General features: G+C 73.8%; 21 protein-coding genes. 2 read left to right on the forward strand and 19 right to left on the reverse strand.

The genetic code is table 11. The features are described 5' to 3' along the window. Positions 1-5: 5 nt before the first annotated feature. The 16 genes from OG570_RS39820 to OG570_RS39895 form a co-directional block, all read right to left on the reverse strand. Complete coding sequence (locus OG570_RS39820; RefSeq protein ID WP_326953962.1) at positions 6-1271, reverse strand: cation:proton antiporter domain-containing protein; 1266 nt, start codon at positions 1269-1271, stop codon at positions 6-8. Beyond that, entirely contained in the window at positions 1268-4186 is a 2919-nt protein-coding gene (locus tag OG570_RS39825; RefSeq protein ID WP_326953963.1) for an AfsR/SARP family transcriptional regulator, read from the reverse strand. The genes OG570_RS39820 and OG570_RS39825 overlap by 4 nt, the downstream gene beginning before the upstream one ends. Before the next feature lie 182 nt (positions 4187-4368). Next, positions 4369-5094, reverse strand: a complete 726-nt coding sequence (locus OG570_RS39830; RefSeq protein ID WP_326953964.1) for a DsbA family protein — start codon at positions 5092-5094, stop codon at positions 4369-4371. A gap of 34 nt (positions 5095-5128) precedes the next feature. Beyond that, entirely contained in the window at positions 5129-6184 is a 1056-nt protein-coding gene (locus OG570_RS39835) for a serine hydrolase domain-containing protein (RefSeq protein WP_326953965.1), read from the reverse strand. Next, on the reverse strand, positions 6178-6771 hold the full coding sequence (locus tag OG570_RS39840; RefSeq protein ID WP_326948841.1) for a nitroreductase family protein: 594 nt from the start codon (positions 6769-6771) through the stop codon (positions 6178-6180). Before OG570_RS39840 ends, OG570_RS39835 begins: the two co-directional genes overlap by 7 nt. Beyond that, positions 6758-7303, reverse strand: coding sequence for a flavin reductase family protein (locus OG570_RS39845; RefSeq protein WP_326948840.1), 546 nt, complete (start codon positions 7301-7303; stop codon positions 6758-6760). The genes OG570_RS39840 and OG570_RS39845 overlap by 14 nt, the downstream gene beginning before the upstream one ends. Beyond that, the gene (locus tag OG570_RS39850; protein ID WP_326953966.1) at positions 7287-8405 is read right to left on the reverse strand and encodes a HesA/MoeB/ThiF family protein; all 1119 of its coding nucleotides are present in this window, start codon (positions 8403-8405) and stop codon (positions 7287-7289) included. The genes OG570_RS39845 and OG570_RS39850 overlap by 17 nt, the downstream gene beginning before the upstream one ends. Continuing rightward, complete coding sequence (locus OG570_RS39855; RefSeq protein WP_326953967.1) at positions 8402-9652, reverse strand: aKG-HExxH-type peptide beta-hydroxylase; 1251 nt, start codon at positions 9650-9652, stop codon at positions 8402-8404. The genes OG570_RS39850 and OG570_RS39855 overlap by 4 nt, the downstream gene beginning before the upstream one ends. Beyond that, positions 9649-10941 (reverse strand): aKG-HExxH-type peptide beta-hydroxylase, encoded by a 1293-nt coding sequence (locus OG570_RS39860; RefSeq protein WP_326953968.1) that lies wholly within the window; start codon positions 10939-10941, stop codon positions 9649-9651. Before OG570_RS39860 ends, OG570_RS39855 begins: the two co-directional genes overlap by 4 nt. Before the next feature lie 5 nt (positions 10942-10946). Further along, the gene (locus tag OG570_RS39865) at positions 10947-12200 is read right to left on the reverse strand and encodes an aKG-HExxH-type peptide beta-hydroxylase (RefSeq protein ID WP_326953969.1); all 1254 of its coding nucleotides are present in this window, start codon (positions 12198-12200) and stop codon (positions 10947-10949) included. Continuing rightward, positions 12197-13525 carry a tetratricopeptide repeat protein gene (locus OG570_RS39870; RefSeq protein ID WP_326953970.1) on the reverse strand — a complete coding sequence of 443 codons (1329 nt, stop codon included), beginning with the start codon at positions 13523-13525 and terminating at the stop codon, positions 12197-12199. The genes OG570_RS39865 and OG570_RS39870 overlap by 4 nt, the downstream gene beginning before the upstream one ends. Further along, complete coding sequence (locus OG570_RS39875) at positions 13522-14877, reverse strand: tetratricopeptide repeat protein (protein ID WP_326953971.1); 1356 nt, start codon at positions 14875-14877, stop codon at positions 13522-13524. The genes OG570_RS39870 and OG570_RS39875 overlap by 4 nt, the downstream gene beginning before the upstream one ends. A 6-nt stretch (positions 14878-14883) precedes the next feature. Next, positions 14884-16455, reverse strand: a complete 1572-nt coding sequence (locus tag OG570_RS39880) for an NAD(P)/FAD-dependent oxidoreductase (protein WP_326953972.1) — start codon at positions 16453-16455, stop codon at positions 14884-14886. After that, positions 16452-18173: a S9 family peptidase gene (locus OG570_RS39885; protein WP_326953973.1), complete on the reverse strand. Its 1722-nt coding sequence runs from the start codon at positions 18171-18173 to the stop codon at positions 16452-16454. Before OG570_RS39885 ends, OG570_RS39880 begins: the two co-directional genes overlap by 4 nt. Further along, entirely contained in the window at positions 18170-19423 is a 1254-nt protein-coding gene (locus OG570_RS39890; protein ID WP_326953974.1) for an MFS transporter, read from the reverse strand. The genes OG570_RS39885 and OG570_RS39890 overlap by 4 nt, the downstream gene beginning before the upstream one ends. A 134-nt stretch (positions 19424-19557) precedes the next feature. After that, a complete protein-coding gene (locus tag OG570_RS39895; RefSeq protein ID WP_247050999.1) occupies positions 19558-19695 on the reverse strand; it encodes a hypothetical protein in 138 nt (45 codons plus the stop codon). Between the two features lie 130 nt (positions 19696-19825). Here OG570_RS39895 and OG570_RS39900 point away from each other — a divergent pair, with 130 nt between their 5' ends. Further along, positions 19826-20425 (forward strand): alpha/beta fold hydrolase, encoded by a 600-nt coding sequence (locus OG570_RS39900; RefSeq protein ID WP_326953975.1) that lies wholly within the window; start codon positions 19826-19828, stop codon positions 20423-20425. Here the strand turns inward: OG570_RS39900 and OG570_RS39905 are convergent. Next, entirely contained in the window at positions 20403-20993 is a 591-nt protein-coding gene (locus OG570_RS39905) for a TetR/AcrR family transcriptional regulator (RefSeq protein WP_326953976.1), read from the reverse strand. The two genes, OG570_RS39900 and OG570_RS39905, sit on opposite strands and share 23 nt — an antisense overlap. Positions 20994-21091: 98 nt before the next feature. Here OG570_RS39905 and OG570_RS39910 point away from each other — a divergent pair, with 98 nt between their 5' ends. Then, on the forward strand, positions 21092-21463 hold the full coding sequence (locus tag OG570_RS39910; protein WP_326948828.1) for an ester cyclase: 372 nt from the start codon (positions 21092-21094) through the stop codon (positions 21461-21463). 61 nt (positions 21464-21524) lie between these two features. Here the strand turns inward: OG570_RS39910 and OG570_RS39915 are convergent, their stop codons facing one another. Together OG570_RS39915 and OG570_RS39920 are read right to left on the reverse strand one after the other, a co-directional pair. Continuing rightward, positions 21525-22547, reverse strand: a complete 1023-nt coding sequence (locus OG570_RS39915; RefSeq protein ID WP_326953977.1) for a S1 family peptidase — start codon at positions 22545-22547, stop codon at positions 21525-21527. A 300-nt stretch (positions 22548-22847) separates the two neighbouring features. Continuing rightward, positions 22848-23585, reverse strand: coding sequence for a hypothetical protein (locus tag OG570_RS39920; protein ID WP_326953978.1), 738 nt, complete (start codon positions 23583-23585; stop codon positions 22848-22850). Positions 23586-23667 lie beyond the last annotated feature (82 nt).

Consider the following 23667-nt stretch of genomic DNA (forward strand, 5'->3'; position numbering starts at 1 on the left):
CGCGACTACCGATTCGCCCGGCTTCTCCCGGTTCCGGCCGTCCGGAGATTTCCGGTGTCCGGCAACGATCCCGGCTCGCCGATGCCGAACAGCGACAGGAGCGGCCCGGTCATCGCCGTCGTCACGATCGCCATCACGACCATCATCGAGTACAGCGCTCCACTCAGGACACCGAGCTGGAGCCCGACGCTCAGCACCACCAGCTCGGTGAGGCCGCGGGTGTTCATCAACGCCCCCATCCCGAGTGCGTCGCGGGTGTCCAGCCCGACCAGCCGGCCGCCGAGGAAGCCGCCGCCGAACTTGCCGGCGACCGCGACCAGGAGGATCAGCCCGGACGTCAGGAGCCCGGCGGTGCCGACGCCGGCGAGGTCGACCTGCAGTCCCGCGACGACGAAGTACACCGGCAGCAGCAGCTTCCCGATCTTGTCGGCGTAACCGGCCAGCTCCGCGCGGGCGTCGGCCGACTCGCCGCGCGGGAGCAGCGCGCCGAACAGGAACGCGCCGAAGATGAGGTGCAGGCCCAGGAACTCGGTGATCCAGCCGGCGGCCAGCACGCCGACGAACACCACCGTCAGCCGGTCCGCGGGCACCCGCCGCGCCCGCTCGCCCCGCTCGCGCCACAGCGCCCACCGCAGCACCGGCCGGAGCGCGACCAGGGCCGCGACGAACGGGACGACCAGGAGCAGCCGCCACGGACCGGCCCCCGCCGGCTGCGCGATGGCGGCCACGACCGTGAGCAACGCCCAGGCGAGTACGTCGCTCATCGACGCGGTCGCCAGTGCGAGCCGGCCGAGCGCGGTGTGCTGCAACCGCCGGTCGGTGAGGATCCGGGCCAGCACCGGGAACGCGGTGACCGCCATCGCCGCGCCGAGGAACAGCACGAACCCGAGCGGGCTGCGCGGGTGCTGCCCGGCGATCAGCACGACGCCGAGCCCGGCGCCGAGACCCAGCGGGAGCAGGGTGCTCACCACCGACAGCCCGATCGCGGAGCCGGTGGCGCGGCGCAGGTGCGCGTGGTCCAGCTCAAACCCGACGGCGAACATGAACAGCGCGACCCCGACGTTGGCCAGCGCGCTCAAGGTCGGCCGGGCGGCCGCCGGGACGAGTGTCTCGGCGACCGCGCCGTGGAACAGCGTCGGCCCGAGCAGGAGACCCGCGACGATCTCGCCGATCACCGGCGGCTGTCCCAGCCGGAGCGCGGCCGCGCCGCAGAGCCGGGCCAGCACGAGGATCAGCACGAGGTCGGCGAAGACCAGCGGCACGCCGGTCACCGGGTCACCTCACGGGCGCCTCCGGCCGCCAGGCACGCCCGGATCCGCGCGGTGAGCGCCGAATCGAGCGTCTCGCACTCCCCCAGCGCGCTGCGCCAGAGCCAGTGGGCCTTCTCTGGGCTGCCGACGGCGAGCGCGGCTCGCGCCAGGCCGTTGAGCGCCCGGGCGATGACGGCCCGCACGCCGGTCCGGCGGCCCAGCTGGAGGGCCGACTCGTGCACCTGCCGCGCGCCGTCGAAGTCCCCCGCGTCGTAGAGGGTTTCGCCGAAGCTGTTGAGCGCGCCCGCTTCCAGCAGCGGCTCCCCGGTGATCTTCGCCAGGGCGAGGGCGCGCTGGTGGCAGTGGAGCGCGTCGGAGATGCGCCCGGCGTCGCGGTGGACGTCGGCGAGGTGGGTCAGCACGATCCCCCGCTCGACCCGGTGGTGCGGCCGGCTCAGCAGGCCCAGGGCCCGGTTGAGGTGCGTGACGTCGGCGGGCTGGTGCCCCAGCAGGGCGTGCGCCCGGCCGAGTGCGCCGAGGATCAGGCCGTGCTGCGTCTCGTTCCCGGTCTCCGCCACCAGCCCGAGCGCGGTGCGCAGGTGTACGACGGCCTCGGCCGGTTTGCCCCGGTCGAGCGAGATCTCACCGAGGACGCGCAGGGCGTACCCCTCGCCCTCGCGGTCGCCGGCGTGCCGGTGGACGTTCAGCGCGCGACGGCAGAAGTCGACCGCGTCCCGCGTCGGGCCCAGCAGACGGGCCACCTCGGCCAGCACCGACAGCGTCTGCGCTTCGCCCCGCACCTCGCCCAGGTCCCGCCGGAGCACCAGCGCGTCGACCAGGTGGGTCCGGGCGTCGTCGAGCGTGCCGGTCCGGGCCTCGAAGCGGCCCAGGTCGTGCAGGGCCTCGGCTTCCCGGCGCTGGTCCCCGGTGCGCCGGGACGTCTGCAGGGCCCGCAGCGTCAGCGCCTTGGCCGCGTCGAGGTCGCCGCCGAGCTCCGCGTGCCGGGCCCAGGCCCGCGCCAGCGCGATCGACCGGGCCGGGCGGGCGACGTCGGAGTCCAGGTCGGCCAGGGCGAGCAGGGCCGGGAGCCGGTTGCCGCAGGCGCCCGGCTCGCCGCGGCCGGGGGACGCGCCCCGCGGGGCCGGGACGAGGACCGTGGTGTCCGCCTCGTCCAGGTAGTACTCGACGAGCTGGTCGACCACCGCGGCCCGGGTCCGGTGCGGGATGTGGCGCTCGGCCAGGCCGGCGGCGTAGCGCCGGACCAGTTCGTGCATCGTGAAGCCGGGCGGCTCCGCGCGGAGCAGGCCCGCGTCGGCGAGGTCCGCCAGCAGCCCACGCGCCCGCGCAGTGGTCACGCCCGCCATCGCCGCCGCCGCGCCCTCTTCGATCGGCGCGCCGGGGTGCAGCCCGAGCAGGAGGAACAGCTCCCGGGTGGCGCCGGTGAGCGCGCGGAAGGAGCTCCCGAACGCGGCCGCCACCCCGCCGAGCTGCCGCAGCGGATCGGTCAGTTCCGCGGTGACCGTCTCCGGGGTGCCGTACGCCAGGTGCTCGACGGCCGCGCGCAGGGCCAGCGGGAGCAGGCCGCACTTGCGGGCCAGCTCGCCCAGGGCCGTGCGCCCGCCGGCGTCGGGGTGCCCGGCACCGGCGGTCAGGAGGGCGACGGCGTCGTCCTCGGGCAGGGTGTGCAGCGGCAACCGGACCAGCCGGTCGATCCCGGTGAGCCGGTGCCGGCCCGTCAGGAGGACCAGACATCGCCCGGTGGCCGGCACCAGCGGGGCCACCTGGGCGGCGGACGCGGCGTCGTCGAGCAGCAGCAGGATCCGGCGATCGGCGAGCACCTCCTGGAACGCGGCGGCCCGCCGGGCGGGGTCGGCGGGCACCGGGTGGTCGAGGGCACCGAGCAGGTGCTCCAGCGCGACGCCGGGTGGCAGCGGTGTCTCGCCGGTCCCGCGCAGGTCGAGGTAGAGCTGCCCGTCGGGGTAGTCGTCGGCCAGCTGGTGCGCCGCGTACAGCGCGACGGCCGACTTGCCGCTGCCGGGCATGCCCTCGATCGAGACGATCCGGGGCGCCTCGGTCCGGCCGTGCCCGGCGTGCAGGATCCGCGTCAGCTCGGCGGCGCGGCCGGCGAACGACGGCGGTGGCGCGGGCAGCTGGGCGGGGGTGGGCCGCGGACCCGCCGGGGCGGCCGGGGCCGCGTAGAAGTCCCCGAGGTCGTCACGCAGGATCGCCGCGTGCAGGTTCCGCAGCTCCGCACCCGGTTCCACGCCCAGCTCGTCGATGAAGTGCCGCCGGGTCTCCCGGAAGAACTCCAGCGCCTCGGGCTTGCGGCCCGACAGGTAGAGGCAGCACATCAGGGCCTTGCGCAGCCGTTCGCGCAGCGGGTTCTCCCGGACCAGCGTGAAGAGCTCCGCGAGCAGTTCTTCGTGCCCGCCGACCGCGAGATCGGACTCGACGCGGCGTTCGAGCGCGTCGAGCCGTTCGCTCTCCAGGCCTTCGCAGAGCGCCTCGCGGACGTGCTCGGCCATGCCGACCAGCGGCTGGTCCCGCCACAGCGCGAGCGCCGTGCGCAGGTCGCCGGCGACCCGGTGCAGGTCGTCGGACCGGCGGGCCAGCCGCACGAGGCTGCGGAACCGGCCGACGTCGACGGCTTCGGGGTCGACGTCGAGCCGGTAGCCGGAACCGGTGGTCACGACGTACTCCCGGGGATCCGCGCCGAGCGCGCGCCGCACCTGGGAGATGTAGACCTGGATGGCGGCCCGGGCGCGGGCGGGCGGTTCCTCCGCCCAGAGCACGTCCACGAGGCGGTCGACCGACACCGTCCGTCCCGGGTTCATCAACAGGGTCGCCAGCGTCTGGCGCGCGCGGGGTGGTCCCAGTTCGATGGCTCGGCCGTCCCGGTGTACCGCCAAGGACCCCAATACGAAAAACCTCAGCATCTGAAGAACCCCCAAAGTCGATCAGCCTGCTTGGATCCGGCTTACCAAGAACTCACAAGTAGATCAAGAGCTTTCAATCTTTGGTAAATGATTCGACGAGCGCCGCGAACGCCTGACCTGCGATTGCCGGAAATCGCCGATCCGGCCGGGCCGGTTCGACGATTTCGAGCGACCCGCGGGGCTCAGCTCACGACCCCCAGGCTCGCCAGCCACCGCTCGTCGTCGGTGTCCAGCACGCGGGTGCCGACGGCGATGGTCGGCGTGCCGCGGAAGGCGCGCCCGTTGCCGTCCGGGCGGTCGACCTGGAACGCCGGCTCGGCCTTCACCTGCTCGAAGGCGGCCTCGACCTCGGCGAAGTGGGTTTGCCCGGTGACGCAGGCCGCGAACTCCGGCGCGGTGATCCCGAGGTCGTGCCCGATCGCGATCAGCTTCGGGTCGTCGAAGACCGGGGCCGCCTCCGGGGGCTGGTTGTGCATCAGCGTCTCGTGGTAGGAAACGAACCCGCCCTGATCGGCCGCGCACAACGCCGCGTTGGCCGCGCGCAGCGAATAGCGGTCGCTGTTCGGTTTCCGCTGCAGCATCGGCAGTTCGTGGTAACGCACCTTGAGCCGGCCCGCGTCGAGCTCGGTCCGGATCCGCTCGGAATACTTCTTCTCGAATTCCGCGCAGTGCGGGCAGAGGAAATCCTCGTACACGTCGATCGTCACCGGCGCGGAATCCTTTCCCGCGGTGACGACGGCGTCCTGCCGGACCGCCGGATAACTCGCGGAAACGGATTGCGCGTGCACTTCCTGGGGCGTCCGGAAGAGCCACACGAGCGCGCCGGCCACCACGGCCAGCACGAGCACACCGACAAAGATCAGGTTGGCTTTCCGGCGCCGGGAGCGGACCGAGGTGGTCGCGTCCATCAGCACTTCCTCTCTCTCGCGGGGGGACAACGGTTCACCGGGGGAACCCGGCGAGCACTCGGTCGGCGAACGCCCGGACGTCCGGCAGCGCCGTCTCCGACTTCGGCGTCACCGAGACCGATACGCAGCGGAAGGGGTCTTCGACGCACCGCACGACGGTCAGGTAGCCGCCGAAGCCACCGGTGCAGCCCCACGCCGGCCGCCCGTCGGGCAGGGCGCCGCGGAACAGCGCGAGCCCCCAGTCGCGTCCCTCGTCCGCGGGCACGGTGGTGGTCAGTTCCCGCAGTGCGCGGCGGGAGAGCAGACCGCCGGTGAAAAGCGCGGTGAAGAACCGGCACAGGTCGGCGGCGGTCGTGATCAGATCGCCGGAACCCCACGCCTTGGCCGGGTTCTGCACGGTGATGTCGATCGGCCGCCGCGCGCCACCCCGGCCGGGCCAGGCGTACCCGCGCAGGTGCGGCCCGGGAATGAAGGGCGACGTCCCGGGCAATACGCTCGCGCCGAGTCCGGCGGCCGTGAGGATCCGGCCGAGCAGCGTTTCGTACCGCTCACCGGTAACCCGCTCGAGAAGCAGCGCGAGCACGAGGTAACCGGTGTTCGAATAACGCCATTCCGCCCCCGGCTCGAAATGGGCGGGCCGGGCCAGCGCCGCTTCGGCGAGCCAGCTCGGCGTCGTGGTCCGGAACCGCCCGGCGGTCAGCAGGTCCGCCGGCGTGACCGGCCGGACCTCGGTGGTGTCGACCAGGCCGCCGGTGTGGTTCAGCAGCTGCCGGACCGTCACGCGGGGGTGGTCGCGCAGCAGATCCGGGAGGTACGAGCCGGCCGGGACGTCGAGGCCGACGCAGCCCGCGTCCACGAGCCGGAGGACGGCGACCGCGACGAACGCCTTCGTCAGGCTCCCCGCCCGGAAGAGGTGCTCCGGCGCCGCGGGCCGGCCGGTGGCCAGGTCCGCGGTCCCGGCGGCCGCGCCGTGGCCCGCCACGCCGTCGGTCACGTGCGCGACCGCGGCGGTCGCCGCCGTCGTCACGAGCGCGTCGAGCCCGGCGCGCAGCACGGCGTCCGGCGCCGTGGTCGTCAGCAGCGTCACCACTTTCCCCAGTGCACGACGTCTTCGAGGGGTTTGCGGGCGATCGCGGGCCGCCACGGCGGGTCCGGGTCGAGGCGGTAGTCGCGGTGCCCGATCGCGATCGCGCCGACCGGCGTGTACTCGGCGGGGATGCCGAAGCGTTCGCGGAACGAGTCCAGCACCGGCGGGAGGATGCCGAAGAACTTCGCGCCCAGCCCGGCGTCGACGGTCGCCAGCAGCGTCAGCAGCGCTGTGAACCCGGTGTCGATGTACCAGTACGGCACCGCCCACCGGTCCTCCGCGCGGTCGGTCCAGTTCTTGTCCGCCTGCGTGTAGCGGTCCAGGTACGCCTGCTTCGAGGCGAGCGGGACGACGATCAGCGGCGCGCGCTTGACCGGGTTGCCCTTCGCCGGGTCCTGTCCCAGCGCGAGCCAGAACTCCGCGCGTTCCTCCTCGGTCCGCAGCGCGAGCAGCGCGTAACCCTGGCTGAACCCGGCCGACGGCCCGCGGTTGGCCACGTCGAGCAGCCGCCGCACGGTCTCGTCGTCGAGCGGCTCGTCGGTGAACGAGCGCACCATCCGCCGTTTGCGGATCACGTCACGGAATTCCATGTGCTGAGCCCCTTTCCCGAGGCGTCGGGCCGCCGAGCCGGGCGTAGTCCCCGCGGAAGTGCACGAGGGGCGCGCGGTCGGCGGCGGAGGTGACGTCGAGGACGGCGGCGAGGACCACGTCGTGGTCGCCGCCCTCGACGGTCCGGGCGACCTCGCACTCGAGCCAGGCGAGGCCGCCGGTGAGCAAAGGGGCGCCGGTGTGCGGGCCGGTCCGGTGCGCGAGGCCGGTGAACTGCGCCGCGCCGTCCGGCCGGCCGCCGTCGGAGAACCGCCGGACGGCCGGGTGGTCGCGCTCGCCCAGGACCGTGAGGGCGAACCGCCCGGCGGCCCGTACGAGCAGCGCGGTGCGGCTCTCCCGGGCCAGGCAGACCAGCACCATCGGCGGCCGCAGCGACACCGACGTCAGGCTGCTGACGGCGGTCCCGTGCGACGCGCCCGCGTGGTGGACGCCGAGGACCGCCACCCCGGTCGCGAAGTTGCCCATCGCCCGGCGGAAGGCGACGGCGCCGACCCGGTCACGGGCGGGCAGCACCGGCGCCGTCCTGTCCGCCTTCGCCGTGGCACACCGGGCACTCCGGGTGCGGCGGCCGCGGCACGGTCACCGGGCCCGGGTCGACGCTGATCTCGACGACGGCGTTCGTCGTGGCCGGCGGGGCGTACCCGCTCAGGAAGCGGAAGATGTCGAGCGCCGCGGGCGCGCCGGCCAGCATCGCCAGGGAGCTGAGCGAGCCGGAATTCCCCTTGGGCAGCCGCCTGCCGGCCTCGACGAGCCGCGGCATCTTGGGGTTGCGGTCGACCAGGGCGGCCCAGTCGCACATCTGGCAGCTGGTCCGGCCCGGCACGTAGAGCGGGCCGACCCGGGTGCCCGAGACGTTGATGTTCGGCACCCCGGCCTCCCGCCCGGCGCGCGCGGCCCACTCCCGGATCAGCCACGGCGGGGTGTCCGCGCACCCCACCAGCAGGTCCGCGCCCTTGATGAGCGGCACCAGCTCGTCCGGGCCGGCGATGTACCGGTCGTGAAGCTCGACGTCGGTGCGCGGCGCGAACCGACGGACCGCGTCACGCGCCGCTTCGACTTTGCGGCGCCCGACATCGCCTTCGGCGTAGAGGATCGAGCGGTTGAGGTTGGAGGCTTCCACGACGTCGCCGTCGATCAGGCGCAGCCGCCCGACACCCATGCACAGCAGGTTGTAGACCATCCAGCTGCCGAGGCCGCCGGTGCCGAGCACGACGACGTCGGACCCGATCAGCCGCCGGATGTAGTCGAACCGGCTCGTCTCCGGCGTCTCGAACTCGGAGAAGAAGTCCACCAGCCGTGACAGCCGCGCGAGATCGGCGGGGTCGATGTCGCCGGGCGTGTGCGGTTCTTCCAGGAAACCCAGCTCCCGCAACCGGTTCACGGCCGCCTCGGCCGCCGCGGCGGCCGCCGGGCCGAACCTGGCGGCGAGCCGGCCGGACAGCACCTCCGGCTCGGCGCCCTCCGCCAGCCGGGCGAGCAGCTCCTCCACGGCCTCGTCGAACGGGGCCAGCACGTGCACCCGCTTCCCGAGGCGCAGGATGACGCGCTCGCCGTCGCTCACCAGCTGCGTCCGGGCCCGCAGCCGGACCATCGTTTCCGTGCCGACCGCCGTCATGTGCCTTCTCCTTCCGCGCGGGCCCCGCTCACGCGGCCGCTCGCCGGGCTCGCCGCGTGCGCGGCGGCCTCTTCCAGCAGTTCGGTCCCCGCCTCGCTGAGCGCCCCCGACGTCGCCAGGGTGTCCTGCGCTTCACGGAACTCGGCGTGGCATTCGTGGCCGCGTTCGGCGAACCGCTCGTCGCCCGTCACCGCCGCCGCGCGGGCCATCACGACCGCGACCCGGGCCAGGACGAACGCCGCGTGGTAGACGCCGGCGGCCGGGCGGGCGTCCTTGCGCAGCGGCGACGACAGCAGCCGGTGCTGCCCGCCTTCGGCGAAGAACCGCGTGCGCACCGACAGCACGTACAGCCGGGTGTGCGCGGCCTCGTGCACGAGCCGTTCCGCGGTGAAGCGGACCGGGTCGGGCACGTCGTCGTCCGACACGGCCCGGAGGAAGATCGCGCCGAGGTGCGACAGCGACGTCCACCCCTCCATCAGGGCGCTGGTGAACGGCACGACCAGCCGGACGTGGGTGGTCAGCTCGGCCAGGCAGTCCGGCCAGGCGCGGCCGATCAGCCCGGCGGCGCGGGAGAACACCGCCTCGACGCGGGTCGCGTCGGGCACCGGGCGGATGTCGCGCGGCGGGTACGGCGGCGGCGACGGCGTGGCGTTGACCCCGGCGAGCACCTCCTCGACCCACGGGTCGGTCGCGTCCAGCTCCACCGGGGTGCCCGCGAGCACCGGCCTGCGGGACTCCCCGAGCCCGGCGGCGGCGAGGATCCCGGCCGGGAACGTCTCGGTGACGCCGTCGCGTTCGACGCGCAGCTCGCCGCCTTCCCGCGACACCACCACCGACGGGTCGGTGCCCGGCCGCACCACGAGGTGCCGCGGCAGCCCGGGAACGCGCAGCTGGTCGCCGCGCACGAGCGGCACCCGGACGCGCGCGAAGTCGTCCCGTGCGAGCAGCGCGGGGGCGAGCAGCAGCCGGGGCAGGCTGTCCAGCCACGCCGAGATCCGGTCGCCGGCGCCGATCTTCACCCGGGCGTCCAATGTGGACCGCCAGTGCCGGAACAGCGGGTGCAGCACGGCGGCGCGCAACGCCGCCGGGTCGGCCGCCTCGACCAGGGCCCGCGCGGCCGCCAGCGGACCGTCCGGTTCGGCACCGCCGACGTTCAGCACGGCGGTCAGCGACCGGAGAGCCGCGTCACCGCAGGCCAGCAGCGCGGGATCGTCGGGCTGCCGCGCCGGGACGAAGGCGGCCGTCACCGCTCCTCCCCCGGGCCGGCCTCGACCGGGGTCCGCGCTTCCGCCGCGAACTGGTCGAGCAGGGTCCGCCCGAGCGGGGTGAACCCGACGTTGTTGATCTCGAGCACCTGCAACGCGGCCTCGACGTCGGCCACGACCTCGATCCGCCGCCGCGCGAACCGCTGTTCGCCGGTCAGCCGGTGGGCGTACCGCAGGAACCGCGCGACCCTGGCGAAGACGAAGACCCCTTGCACGATCCCGATGAGCGGCCGCGGGTCACGCCGCCACGGCGACTCGACGAGGGTGTCGCCGCTGCCGTGGAAGACCGGGTCCTGCTCCATGATCATGCACAGCCGCACGTGGCTGTGCTCGTGCAGCAGGTGCTCGGCGGTGTACATCAGGTCCGAGAACGGGTGCCGGCACTCCCCCATGAACACCGCGCCGGGGAACGCCGCCTCGGCGAACGTCGAGTAGGACCGGCTCACGAACGGCACCAGCAGCCGGGTGTAGCCGAGCAGCTCGGCGCCCGCGGCGGGCCAGGCGCGCGAGATCAGCGCGCAGGCCGCGGCGAGGTGGTCGAGCGTCTCCGGTGCCACCACCGGCATCGCGGCGAGGTCGCGGGGCGGGTAGCCGGCCATCGGCGGCCGGGCGTTCATCGACGCGTACAGGTCGCCGACGAACGGGTCGGTGCCGTCCACCTCGATCGCGGTACCCGGGATCAGCGGCCGCTCGGCGACCGGCGAGCCACCGCCGGGCGCGACCTCGCCGAGCAGCTCGGCCACCGGGACGTGGATGTCGCACCCCGGCCCCCGCACGTTCAGCCGGTCACCGTCCACAGTGGCGTGGACCGGGCCGTCCGGGGTGCCGACGGGCAGCAGCACGTGCCGGAGGTGACCGGGGAACCGGAGCTGGCCGCCCCGGGCCCGCAGCTCGACCCCGCCGCCGGGGACCAGTCCGTGCCGGGCCGCGGGCAGCAGCACGAACCGCCCGACGTCGGGCATGGCTTCCAGGAGCGCGGCCCGCTGGCCGGCCACGCTCCGCTCGTACTGCTTGACCAGCCAGTACATGTAGTAGGGGTGGGATTCGACGGCGGCCCGCTCGGCGGCGGGCAGCCCCTTCAGCGCGTCGGCCGCGAAGCGCAGCGGGGCCAGTTCGCCGGGCGTGAGGACCGTCGCCAAGCGCGTGGCGATGCGGTCGAGAGCACCGTCCAACCGGGACAGGACGAACCGGCGGCTGAGGTCGTTCTCGACGGTGCTGACGGCGAGGTCCGCGACGCCGTCGGCCAGGGGCGTGTCTTCCAGGGTGGTCATGACGCTCAGAACTCCTCGTAGATCTTGGGTTCGTCGGGGGCGGCGGCGCCGTAGGCCGCGGCGAGGTCGGTGATGTGCGCGTCGGCTTCGTCGAGCAGCGCGGCGCCGTCGGGGGTGAGCCGGACGTCCCGGCGCAGCGTGCCGAGCGCGAGCCGCACCTGCGTGACCAGCACCGGGATCCGCTCGGCGTAACCGAGATCGCCGGCCAGCCGGTGCACCCGGTCGAGGGCGCGCGCGGCGCGGGTCACCACGAACGCGCCGTGGTAGAGCCCCATGATCGGGCGCAGCCCGGCGCGGAACGGCGACGGCACCCGGTCGGCGGCGTCGTGGTCGTAGAGCTTCGTGCGCGCCATCACCAGGTTGAGCCGCAGGTGGCTGGTCTCGTGGACCAGCCGTTCCACGTCCTGGACGTCGTCGTGGACGGTGGTGCGCAGGAACACCGCGCCCTGCCAGCCGACGTTGGTGAAGGCCGCACGCACCTGGCTGGAGAACGGCGCCACGAGCCGGACGTAGTCCTCGAACTCGCGCCGCATCTCCGGCCACGCCCGGCCGAGCCGGTCCACGGCACCGCCCAGCCAGGTCTGCGCGGCGACGTCCGCCGCCGCCGGTGCGAGGTCGTCGCGGCTGCGTCCCGGCGAGGGCGCGGTGACGTTCTCGACCTCGAAGAACTCCCCGACCCACGGATCGGACGAGTCGAGTTCCACGGCCGTGCCGGGGATGGCCGGGCGCAGCACACCGGGGCCGGGGCGGTATTCGTCCAGCAGCTCGGCCACCGGCACGGCGTCGTGCCCGGTGAGCACCAGCTCGCCGTTCGTGGCCCGGGCCCGCAGCGCGCCGGACGCCTCGACGCGCAGGTGCCGTCGATGGCCGGGGAACCGCAGCTCGCCGGCACGCGGCGGCGGCAGGGCCAGGTCGACGTCGCCCCGGCGCAGCAACGGGATGAGCAGGAAGCGGGACAGCTCGGGGACGAGTGACGTCACCTCGGCGGCCCGGCCCGCGGCCACCGCCTGGGACAACCGGCTCCACCAGTACGAGTAGTACGGGTGGAGCGCGATGTCCGTCCACTCCGGACGGTCCAGCTCCGCGGCCAGCCGGGCGCCGCGCTCCAGGAGAGCGGCTTCGGCGGCCGGGAGGCGGGAGCCGAGCAGGCCGGCGAAGCGGCCGAGCCCGGCGAGCCGGAACTCCGCGAACCGGGCGACCGACGCGTCGCTCTCCTTCGGCACCGGCGAAAACGGCACGGTGGGACTGATGGTGGTCATGCTCGGGCCCCCTGTCGGACGGTCGTGGACGACGAAACCGGCGCAGCCAGCCGGTGGTGCAGCACGTGGAGCCGGTCGCGCGCCCAGCCGGCGAGGAACCGCTGGCCGGTCCGGTCCGCGACGCCGTGCAGCCGGTGCAGCGCGGTGATGCCCAGCGGCTCCGCGGCGACGGAGTTCGCGTAGGCCTGCGCCGCCTGGTCGAGGTCGCCCAGCGCCTCGTGGCAGCGACCCGTGCAGTACCAGGCGGTTCCGGTGAAGGGCGCGCCCAGCACGGCCGCGGTCCGGTAGGCGTCCAGCGCGTCCGGCGTCCGGCCGTCGTCCCAGTGCACGGCCCCGAGCTGCAGCCACGCCCGGGGTTCCCGCGGGTCGTGCGCGGTCAGTGCGGTGGCGGCGGCGAGCGCGGTCTCGCGGTCCCCGCGGGCGACCGCGGCGTTGGTGATCGTTTCGAGGACGGCGTAGCGGTTCTCGTCGGCCAGCACCAGCGGCACCCCGGGTGCTCCGGTGACGTCGACGGCGTGGGCTTCGGCCTGCTTGAGCATCGCCGCCACGGCGTCGTGGTCCCCGCGCACGAACGGGCCGAAACTGGCCGCGCGCAAGGTGATGCTCGCCATCAGGAGGTCGCGCGGGCTCCCCTCGGCGTGCTGCGCGGCCGCTTCGGCGAGCACCCGGTCCGACCACTCGACGGTGGCCTCGCGGTCGCGGGTGGCCCGGCCGTAGTGGATGGCCAGGTTGACCGCCACGGCGAGCCGCACGCGCGGGGACGCCGGCGTCTGCGCCAGCACGGCCAGCGTGCGCGGCACCAGGTCGTGGACGGACTCGCCGAGCTTGGACCGCGCGCCGATGACGCGCAGCTCGCTCAGCGCGGTGAACTCGCCGGGCGGCCCGAGGCGGTCCCCGAGCGCCACGGCCGCGTCGAACAAGCACAGCTTGTACAGCGCGCAGATCACCTGGTAGCGCCGGAACGCGCCCAGCTCGTCCCACGCGTCCACGGCGTCGCACAGCGCCTGCCAGTGCGGGCTCCGCGCGGTTTCGGGCAGCTCGCCCGGCCAGGTGACGTCGTAGCTCGCGAGGCCGGTCTCGCGGATCAGCGCCGTCCGCAGGGACCGTTTCGTGTTGCCCTGGGGCGCGATCCAGCCGTCGGCCTCGGGCTCCGGTCCGGCGACGCTCTCCCCCACGTAGGCGGCGGCCTTCGCGTTGACCGGCCCGCCGGGCCCGCCGAGGTCGAGGAACGGGCGGAGCAGGTGGCCCGAGAGCGTCCCGGTCTCCGGGGTGACGAGGTCGTGCTCCTCGAGGAACTGCGTCGCGGTCAGCACTCGCTGTCTCATCGTGCCTGCTCCTTCGCCGTCGTGCGGGCGGGCGCCTTCAGCCGGGTGGTGATCTCCCCCAGCGAGCCGCCGGCCCAGGCGGGCAACGCCGCGAGCCCGCCGTCCGCCGCCCCGGCCAGTTCGTGGATGCGCAGCCGGGCGTCCACACTGGCCGGGTCCGCGCGCACGGCCTCGGCGTAGGCCCGCAGCGCGCCCGCGTGGTCGCCGAGCCGGTCCAGGCAGCGAGCCGTCAGGTACCAGGACAGGCCGGTGAACGGCGCGCCCAGCGTGATCGCCCGCCGCAGCTCGGGGAGCGCTTTCTCGGGCGCGCCGTCGTCGAGGTGGAACTTGCCGACGTGGATGCGCACCTTCGCGCTGAGCGGTTCGAGCTCGGCGAGCTGCGACAGGCGCGCCCACCCGCCGTCGCGGTCGCCGGTGTCGAGCGCGGCCCGCATCCGGGTCTCCAGCAGCGGGTTCATGTTGGCGGCCCAGACCATCCGCTCGGTGCTGTCGCGGGGCCGGAACGCCAGCGCGTGGTGCTCGGCGGCGTCGAGCTCCTCGGTGGTCCGCACGCGGTCGCCGAGCAGGTGCGGCAGGTAGCACACGGCGCGCCAGAACGTGCTGGCGTACAACACGTCCGGCAGCCCGGCTCCGGGATCGAGCAGGTCGTACTGCGATTCGGCGACCTCGCGCCAGTGCCGCACTTCCTCGATGTCCCGCCGCTTGGCGGCCAGGACCACCAGGGTGAGGGCGGCGCCGAGCCGGACGTACCGGTCGCCCCGGTCGTTCTCCGCGGCCTGCCGCAGGGTCGCCGCGTTCACCCGCTCGGTGTCGGCCGAGGGATCGATGCGCAGCCGGGCGATGGCGAGCTGCATGCTCAGCGCCGTCGCGACGCCGTCGCCGCTGTCGACGTCCCCGATCCGGCCGGTGAACAGCTCCACGGTCTCGCCGAACAGGCCCAGCGTGTTCAGCAGCGTGGCGAGCCGCAGCCGCTGGCCCAGCGGCAGCAGCCGGGCGCGCGTCCACTCGACGAGCTGCCGCCACCGGTCGGTGCGCAGCCGCTCGGGCAGCTCCCGCGCCCGGGTGATCCCGTAGGCCGGCAGGCCGCTTTCGCGCACGAGCGCGGTCCGCAGGCCGCGCCCGGGGTGGGTCTGGATCATCAGCCGGGGCGCGTCCGGCGCGGCGAGCTGGCGGAACGCGACCTCGACCGACGTCGTCTCGCTGGGCCCGTCGACGAACTCGCTCAGGTCCAGGTACGGCCGGAGCAGGTACGCGCTGAGCGGGCCGCCCACGTCGTCGAGCCCCAGCTCGCGCGCCGGGACGTCCGCGACGCCCAGCTGGGCCCGCTCGAGCACGATGTGCTTGTGGTGCATCGGAACTCACCTCTCCGCCGGCAGCAGGCCGGCCCCGGCCGCGCGGAAGATGCCCGCCTTCACCAGCGCCCCGGCCAGCAGGGCCAGGTGCTGCCGGCGGGTACCGTCCGATGTGGACGCTTCGAGCAGGCTGCGGAGATCGCGCCGGCCGTCGACCGCCGCGAGCAGCCGCTGCCCCGGCGTGCCGCCGGAGAAGTCGATTTCGTGCGTGCGACGCCGCCGGTGCGCCACGCGCGTCGCCGGCACCAGCCGGCCACCCGCCCGGGTCCAGTCCTGGCGCAGCTCGACCTCGTCGGCGAACGACAGCACGGTGTGCTCGGGCAGGCGGGTGGGCGGGAGCGCCGAGGTGAACTCGGGCAGCAGCCGGCGCACCGCCGCCGGGAGCCGGATCGAGCCGTCGGCCTCCGCCTTGGCGAACAGCTCGACGCTGCCGGCCCCGATGTGGCGCAGCATCTCTTCCGCCTGGCCGTCGGTCAGGTGCTCGAGCGAGCGGGCCCGCCAGAACCGGGTGTCGCCGGGGTGGGCCGCGTAGAGCAGCTTGGTCATTTCGGTGGTGCGGCGGTAGTGCCCGCGGACGCGCTCGTCGTACCACTTCGCCGCGCCGTCCTCGGGCAGGTCGCCCGCCAGCACCGACGCGATGCCCGCCGCGGCCAGCGAGGCCGAGTAGAGCGTCGCGTTGATGCCGGTGGAGAACAGCGGGTCGACGAACGCTGCGGTGTCGCCGACGAGCAGGTAGCCGTCGGTCCACAGTGGAGTCGCCACGGTGTGGTTGGTGTAGCGGAGCAGCCGCGGTTTCCGCGCCATGGTCGCGTTCGCCAGCAGCCGCCGCACGAGCTGGGAACTGGCGATCTGCCGGGTGAACACCTCGGCGGGCGCGCCGGTGATGTCCTCGGCGTCGCCGACGAAGCCGACGCCGGTCTGGCCGTCCGCGAAGGGGATGAACCAGATCCAGCCGTCCGCGCAGGCTTCGCTGATGACGTCGGCGGTGTGCGGCGCGTCCGGGCGCAGCGCGTCGTCCCAGTAGACGGTGACCGCCGCCCGCTGCGGGCCGAACAGGTCCATCGGCAGGCCCAGGCGTTTCGGCAGGAACTGGAACAGGCCGCTGGCGTCGACGACGTAACGCGCCCGCACCTCGAAGGTCGTGCCGCCGGCTTCCTGGGCGAGCAGCCCGGTCATCCGGCCGGTGTCGTCCCACCTCGGCTGCCGAGCCCAGGTCTCGGTGCGGACGTCGACGCCGGCGTCCCGCGCGTTGTCGAGCAGGAGCTGGTCGAAGTGCTCACGTTGCACCTGGAACGCGAAGCCCGGCCGCGGCATCTCCAGGCTGATCAGCGACGGCGAGGCGCCCCAGACCCAGAGCGAGCCGAGCTTGCGGTTGAACTGCTCCAGCTGCGGCAGCACGCCGAGCTCCTCGAGGACCGGCATCGACGCGGCCAGCAGCGACTCGCCGATGTGCCAGCGCAGGAACCGGGTGCCCTCCAGCACCAGCACCCGCGCGCCGGCCCGGGCGAGGAACGTCGCCGTCGTCGAGCCGCCGGGTCCGCCGCCGATCACGACGACGTCGTAGTCCAGGGTCGTCATGCCAGCACCCGCCCCAGGAAGTCCCGCGCGGCGGCGGCATAGCGGGCGGCGTTGCGCCGGATGCGGAAGCTGTGGTCGTCGTTCGCCAGCAGCACCCATTCGTGCCCGGCGCCGTCGAGGCGGGCGAACATCGCCTCGGCGTCCCCGGCGGGCACCTGCTTGTCGCGTTCGCCGTGCACCGACAGGACCGGGCAGCGGGAGGGCAGCGCGGCGGCCGGGTCACCGGCCCAGGCCCGGTCCGCGAACGCCGCGGCCGCGAAGCGGTGCACCTCCGGGTCGCCGCTGCCGGCCAGCACCGCCGGGTGCAGGTAGCCGCTCGTCGTGATCACACCGGCGACCTCCGGCAGCGCCAGCGACGCGCGGTAGGCGATGAACGCGCCGTGGCTGTGGCCGGCCAGGACGATCCGGCCGGGCTGGGCGAGGCCGAGCCGGATCAGGGCCGCGACGCTGTCGGCGACGTCCTCGACTTCGCGGACGCCGTGCTCGGTGACCGGCACCGGGGGCACCGGCCAGCCGGTGAACGTCGTGCCGCGGGTTTCCAGCAGCACCACGCGGTAACCGGCGCCGAGCAGGTCGAGCAGGACCGGGTTCCAGCCGTTGCGCCAGCAGGATGCGGGTCCGCCGTGCAGCATCACGACCGTCCCCCGGTCCGGGATCCACGGCTCGTAGGCGAGCGCGGGCAGGTCGAAGCCTTCCCGGCTGGGCAAGCGGACCACGGACGGCGAGACCGGCCGGGACACCGTCGCCGGCGGGGTCACCGGTAGCGCGGCGGTGGCGCCCGGGCGCCACCGCCGCACCGCGGGCGGGTGGTCCGGGCCGAGCACGCGGAAGTAGCAGTCGTCGCCGTGCCACTGCGGCGCTTCGGCGCAGGTGCCCGCCGGGGCCGGCACCTCGGTCAGCGTCCGGGACGGCAGATCGTGGACGTGGAGCCGGGTGACGGGCCAGTCGTGGGCGGCGAAGGCCAGCTTGGTCCCGTCGCCGTTCCACACCGGCACGTCGGTCGGCGCGGGCCCGTCGAGCACCTCCATGGTGCCGGCGACCAGGTCGATCAGCCGGGCTTCGGTGGCCCGCCGGCGCCGGACGAGCACGACGACCGACCGGCCGTCCGGGCTCCAGCGCGCCCGGGTCGGCGCCGCGCTGCGGTTGCCGGCGAGCAGGGTGGTGACCACGCCGTGGTCGAGCACCACGATGTCCTGGCCGGTCCCGGACGCGACGGTCAGCACGATCCGGCCGTCCGGCGCGACGTCGGGCACCGGGTCCGGCCACCGCGGCGAGGCCGGCAGGCGCCACAGGGTCTCGGGACGTGCTCCCGGCGTCACGGCGACCCGGGCGAGCACCGGGCCGTCGGCGGTCTGCCAGGTGGTGACGACGTGGTCCGGGCCGGCCCAGGCGACCCCGCAGGGCTGGCGCGGGGCTTCGATCGCCGTCCGCACCGGCGTTTCCCCGGGGACGGCGGTGAACAGGACGAACCGGTTGTCTTCGTCGGCCAGCTGCGCCCAGAAGGCGATCCGCCGGGGCCCGCCGGAGAGGCCGGCCTGGTCGATGCTCGACAGGGTGTTCGCCGGTTCGGGCGGGCTAGCCGGACCTGACACGGTGTGGACGCGCGGGCCGTCGGCGGTGCTCCACGCGACCGCCACCCGGCCGTCGCCGGTCACCGCGAAGGATTCGGCCCAGCCGGTCTCGAGGAACAGCGCGCCGGGGCGGGTTGAGGTCGTCACTGCAGGCTCCTTACCGCGCGGGACGAAACGATGGCGGCGCCTCCGGCGAAGAAGGTCGCGGCGATGATCACCACGGCCCAGCGGGGGTCCAGCAGCGCGCCCAGCCAGCCGAAGAACAGCGGGCCCAGCGGCATCAGCCACTGCACGAACGACGTCAGGGTGCCGAACGCCCGGCCGCGGAACTGTCTGTCCACATTGGTCTGGACCCAGGAGGACAGGGCGATCTGGCTCGCGCCGGCCGGCAAGCCCATCAGCAGGAACGCGGCGGTGCCGACGACGGGGTCGGGGACGAGCACGAAGAGCCCGAGCATGACGCCCTGGGAGAGGTGGTTGACCGCGAGCACCGGCCCCCGCCGGCGCCGCAGCCCGGTGTGCGCGAACACCCACGCCCCCAGCACCCGGCCGATCGCGTTGGCGGCCAGCAGCGCGCCGAACAGCCAGCTCGCGGTGTACTTCGCCGCGGACAGGTAGGACGGGAGCAGGAAGACCAGCGAGTAGGCCGCGGCCTCCATGAAGGGGAAGACGGTGAACTGCCGCCGGAGCACCTCGTTGCCGAAGATGTACCGCAGTCCTTCCCGGACGTCGGCGAGGAGGTTGCGGCGCGGGCGCGGTGGTTCCGGCGGCGGCGCGAGGGCCGGCGTCCCGGGTCCAGGAAGCGCTCTCCGGACGTAGAAGACCGCGACCGCGGACACCGCGAACGTGCCCGCGTCGAACCAGAGGAACCCGCTCATGCCGACGAACGGGTACAGCGCCCCGGCCAGCGCGGGGCCGACGACGCCGACGACGTTGATGGTCGTCAGGAACAGCGCGTCGAACTTGATCATCCGGTCGCGGTCGGGGAACAGGTCGGGCAGCCACGACTGCAGTGCCGGGGTGAAGCAGACACCGGACGCCGCCAGCACCGCGGCGCCGGCGAGCAGCGCCGGCAGGCCGGGTCCGTTGCCGAGGAAGAGCACGGCGAACGCCGCCACCACGGCGAACCGGACGACGTCGGTCACGATCATCAGGCCCGGGCGGTTGAAGCGGTCGATCACGACGCCGCCGAACATGCCCAGCAGGGCCACCGGCAGCGCCATCGCCGTGCCGAGCAGGGCGGCCGGGCCGATGCCGCCGTCCGTGGTGGCGTTCCAGGTCAGGCCGACCCGGTAGAAGCTGTCCCCGAGCAGGGACACCGCGAGGCCGAGCCACAGTGCGGTCGTGACTCCGGCCGCGACCGTGCGCTTCGGCGCGTCTACTGCAGGCGACGACATCCGTGGTCCTTTCCTGGTGGGGCGTCGAAGACTGGGTGCGCCCGTCGCGATCGCGACGGGCGCACCCGCTGGGAAAACGTCACTCCGGTGCGGAGCCGGACCCCGCGGCGCGAGCCGGGAGGTCACTCACCGGGTCACGCGCCGTAGCAGTACTCACACAGGGAGAGCACACCGAACTCGTCGAGGAGTTCCTGCTCGCTCACGTCGAGGCTGAACGTGGCGTCCTTCGGAGCCTCGACCTTGGCCTGCACGGTGGTGGTTGCCGACATCATCTTCACCTCCTCTCGTCTGACGGGAGGAAGGTTCGCGCGCCGCCCTTTCCGTCCGCCAAAGATTCACCAACCGGCTACCAACGACCGGGTTTTCCGGTTGACTGGCGGAGGCCGACCCGAAGGAGCGCGCGTGAACGTCCTGCTGGTCCACGGCGGACTGCACGAAGACATGGACGCCCGGCGATTCTGGGGAAGCACCGGCGTCGTCAGCGGTCTGGAGCAGCGGGGACTGCGCGTCCACGCGCCCGACCGCCTCGCCGGCGCCCGCAGCTGGCAGTCCGAAGCGGACCACCTGACGCCGGTGCTTCCTGACGAACCGGTCGTGGTGGTCGCCGGGTCGAACGGCTGCTCGGCCGCCGTCCGGCTGACCCTCACGCACCCGGGGCGGGTCAGCCGGCTGCTCCTCGCCTGGCCGGCCACCGCCGGGGACGCCTCGATCGACGACCGCGTCCGCGAGCGCGTCACCGACCCGGCGATCGCCGCCGAGCTGCTGCGGGGCGAGACGCTGCGCGGGGTCCTCGACGGCGAGCTGGCGGGCCTGCGCGTGCCGACCGGCGTGCTCCCGTCGGCGCCGCACAACTCGGTGCACCAGCGCCGGACGGTGGACGCGCTGCTGCGGCTGCTGCCCGACGCGCGGGAGCTACCCGGCTTCCCCGAACCCGTGCGGCCCGGGTTCGCCGATCACCAGGACGCCTTCCTCGGCACGGTCACGGCGTTCGCCGGGGGCTGACCTCGCCGGGCCGCCGGCCGACGCCGTCGAGGACGAACCCGAGGAGGCGGCGGGCGTCGCCGGGGTCGCCGCCACCGGCGTGCGCGACCGCCGCGACCAGCGCCATCAGCTCGGCCGCACGCAGATCCGGGTGCGCGGTCCCGGCGGCCTGCGCGTCGTGCAGCAACGGGACGGCCGCGTCGTCGGTCATGCGATGCCATTCGGCGAGCTGCGGCGCTCCACTGCCGGCACCGAGGTGGTGGGCGTCGACGAAGGCGTCCCGCAGGCCCCGGCTGCCGCTGATGTGGTCGACCACCGCGCGCAGCCACACCGGCAACGCCGCGCCGGCCGGTTCGGCGGCGCGCATCTGTTCGGCCAGCACACAAAGCGCGCCGATGCGCGCTTCGTAGACGGCGTCGATCAGCTGTTGCCGCGTCGGGAAGTGGCGGTAGAGCGTCGCGTTGCCGACGCCGGCGGCGCGGGCGATGTCGTCCAGGGACGCGCCCGCGCCGCGGGTGTTGAAGGCGCTTTCGGCGGCCGCCAGCAGGTTCCGGCGGTTGCGCTGGGCGTCGGCGCGGGGCTCGGGCATCGGACACCTCTTGCCGATCCGGGGACAGTCCCCGTATCGTACCGGCAGCGTACCGGGGACAGTCCCCGTTACCTGCTTCCCGTGAGGAGACCGAGCCGATGACCCCACCGTCGAGCCCCGCCGAGGTGAACCGGGCGATCCTCGCCGCCCGCGCCGCGGGCGACCTGGACACCGCGTTGAGCTACATCGCGCCCGAATCGCGGGACCAGGGCCACCGCGTCACCCACGCGGACTGGCGGCGGAAGTGGGAGGGCCTGCTGGCCGGGGTTCCGGACTTCGACGTCGTCGTCGAGGCCGACGTCGAGAACGGCGAGTGGGTCGCCCACCGCTACACCGTCCGCGGCACCCACACCGGCGACTTCTTCGGCAGGCCACCGACCGGTGACCGGTTCGAGGTCGCGGGCATGGACATGATCCGGGTGGTCGACGGCCGCCTGGTCGAGCACTGGATGGTCGCCGAACCGTTCTGAGCCGAGCGATCGCGGCGCCGCCTCCTCTTCGGAGACGGCGCCGCGATCAGTTCGGCGTGGGTCAGGCCAGAGTGAGGCCGTAGGACGAAAGCTCACGGGTCAGCGGGTAGAAGTAGCTGACGGTCGTGTTCCCGCCGGACAGGGTGCCGAGGCCTTTGGAACCGTCGTAGGCCGGGCCGCCGGAGTCACCGTGGTCGGTGTGGGCGGTGGTCCCGAACTCGTGGTTGAGCACACCGACGTCGAAGTTGACCGACTGGTCGACCGACGTCACCTGGCCGGTGCCGCCACCGGTGGTCGAGCCCTGCTTGGAGATGCGCTCGCCGACCTGCGGCGCGGCCGCGCTGGTGATGGCCTGGCCGGTGTTGATGCGGCCGGGACCGGAGCCGTTCGGCCGGGTCAGCAGACCGGAGTCCGCGCCGGGGCAGTCACTCCGGACGACCCGCGCACCGCTGACGTCGCCGCCGGACCAGGTGCCGCCGAGGTTGGTGCAGTGCCCGGCGGTGAGCAGGTACGGGGTGCTGCCGCTCTTGACGTTGAACCCGAGCGAGCAGCGCGCACTGCTGTTCTGGATGGCGTCGCCGTCGGCGATGTACAGCTCGAGCTTGCCGGTTTTGTACTCGACGCGGGCGCTGTCGCCGTACTGCTTGGCGGCGGTGGCGACCTTGTCCGCGGTCGCCTTGGTGGCGGCCGAGAAGATCGTCACGACGACCTGGTTGGTGGAAGTGTCGATGCCCCAAGAGGTTTGCGGCACGTTGCGGACGTTGTCGAGGGCGTTCTTGACCCCGGTCAGCGCGGCGAAGGTGTGGGTGACCTTCTTGGCGGTGAGACCGGCCGCTTCGACTTTTTGCGCACCGGCGTCGTCCAGGACGTTGACGATCGCCTTGCCGTTGTCGAGGTAGTAACCACCCGACGCGGCACCGAGCGCACCGGTCACCTGGTCGGCCTGGGTCATGGCATTGCCCTGGGCAAGGGTGAAAGCCGCCTCGGCCGACAACGGCGCGGCGTGAGCAGCCGGGACACAAAGCGCACAGGCCAGGGCGGCCGAGGCGAATGCGGTGAAGCCGGCGAGTTTCCGGGAAGTCATCAAAATCCTCCGGGTCGTCTTTGGGGGGAAGACTGGCGTGAGGGGTACTTGCCACGGTGGAACACTGCGTGACGATCCAGCTTCCGCGGGTGATACACCACCGACGAAGGTTTGTTTTCAACCGAAAGCCCACTTGGAAAACGGACAAACGAGAGTTTAGTCGAGTAATCCACCAGCGATTGTCCGGCGAGATCACCGGACCACTCCGTCGCGCGGTCGCTTCCCGACAACTCCGGACGTGGCACCATCGCGGGTCGCACTTTCCTGCCGCTGCCGCAGTGCGGGCCGCAGGCAATGCGCTCAGCGATCCGAGAGCCCCGAGTCGGGAAGCGTGAGATCCAGCTCCGTCCGGGGCCATGACTCCGGCGCGGGACCGAACGCGCGTCGGGCGGCCCGGACCGCCAGGGCTGCGACAGTGGCGTTGGCGCCACCGCCGATCACCGCGCCGATGCCGAACGGAGCCACCCGGCCGAGCACGATGATGCCCTGCTTGGTGCCGTACTTGGTGACGAAGTTCTTGCCCAGGACGCCGTTGATCTGTTTCAACGCCGTCGAGGGCACCTTGCTGACGAGCTGGCGGGCCCAGTGCTGGCCGGTGCGCTCGGCGGCCTTGCCGACGATGGTCGAGGAACCCGACTGGCCGAGCAGGATCCCCATGACCAGCGTCCGCCGGCGTTCGATCTCGTCCAGCGGAACGCCGTGGACCTCGGCGACCGAGAGCACGAACAGGGCGCTCAGTTCGAGCGAAGAGAAGGCCTCGCCCGCCGACAACGCCAGTGCGATCCCGGTGCCGACGGCGGGTGCGGCCGCGGTGGCCCCGACCGCGGCCCCGCTGCCCGCCAGGGTGCTGACGTACATCCGCTCCAGGGTGCGCACGACCTCCGCCGGCGTCGCCTCCGGGTTGCGCTGACGGGCCCGGGCGATGTTCTTGCGCACCAGCGGTGTCTGCATGCCGATGGCCTTGTCCAGCAGCGCAAGGACCGGTTGCCCCGGCCCGCTCGACGCCGGAACCGGTCCTTCGAGGGCATCAGAGGCCACAGCGAGCTCCTTCGCGTCGTCAAGTTGCCGCACAGTCTCGCACCCGCACGGCCGGAGCCCACCGATCCCCACGCCCGCCGCG

It is taken from the genome of Amycolatopsis sp. NBC_01286 (assembly GCF_035982555.1).
GTDB lineage: Bacteria > Actinomycetota > Actinomycetes > Mycobacteriales > Pseudonocardiaceae > Amycolatopsis.

What these genes read in the sequence shown, in the direction of transcription:
- OG570_RS39825 (WP_326953963.1), bottom strand. Translation starts at nt 4,186, where the DNA reads ATGCTGAGGTTTTTCGTATTGGGGTCCTTGGCGGTACACCGGGACGGC.
- OG570_RS39830 (WP_326953964.1), bottom strand. Translation starts at nt 5,094, where the DNA reads ATGGACGCGACCACCTCGGTCCGCTCCCGGCGCCGGAAAGCCAACCTG.
- OG570_RS39840 (WP_326948841.1), bottom strand. Translation starts at nt 6,771, where the DNA reads ATGGAATTCCGTGACGTGATCCGCAAACGGCGGATGGTGCGCTCGTTC.
- OG570_RS39850 (WP_326953966.1), bottom strand. Translation starts at nt 8,405, where the DNA reads ATGACGGCGGTCGGCACGGAAACGATGGTCCGGCTGCGGGCCCGGACG.
- OG570_RS39860 (WP_326953968.1), bottom strand. Translation starts at nt 10,941, where the DNA reads ATGACCACCCTGGAAGACACGCCCCTGGCCGACGGCGTCGCGGACCTC.
- OG570_RS39865 (WP_326953969.1), bottom strand. Translation starts at nt 12,200, where the DNA reads ATGACCACCATCAGTCCCACCGTGCCGTTTTCGCCGGTGCCGAAGGAG.
- OG570_RS39870 (WP_326953970.1), bottom strand. Translation starts at nt 13,525, where the DNA reads ATGAGACAGCGAGTGCTGACCGCGACGCAGTTCCTCGAGGAGCACGAC.
- OG570_RS39875 (WP_326953971.1), bottom strand. Translation starts at nt 14,877, where the DNA reads ATGCACCACAAGCACATCGTGCTCGAGCGGGCCCAGCTGGGCGTCGCG.
- OG570_RS39880 (WP_326953972.1), bottom strand. Translation starts at nt 16,455, where the DNA reads ATGACGACCCTGGACTACGACGTCGTCGTGATCGGCGGCGGACCCGGC.
- OG570_RS39890 (WP_326953974.1), bottom strand. Translation starts at nt 19,423, where the DNA reads ATGTCGTCGCCTGCAGTAGACGCGCCGAAGCGCACGGTCGCGGCCGGA.
- OG570_RS39895 (WP_247050999.1), bottom strand. Translation starts at nt 19,695, where the DNA reads ATGATGTCGGCAACCACCACCGTGCAGGCCAAGGTCGAGGCTCCGAAG.
- OG570_RS39905 (WP_326953976.1), bottom strand. Translation starts at nt 20,993, where the DNA reads ATGCCCGAGCCCCGCGCCGACGCCCAGCGCAACCGCCGGAACCTGCTG.
- OG570_RS39910 (WP_326948828.1), top strand. Translation starts at nt 21,092, where the DNA reads ATGACCCCACCGTCGAGCCCCGCCGAGGTGAACCGGGCGATCCTCGCC.
- OG570_RS39915 (WP_326953977.1), bottom strand. Translation starts at nt 22,547, where the DNA reads ATGACTTCCCGGAAACTCGCCGGCTTCACCGCATTCGCCTCGGCCGCC.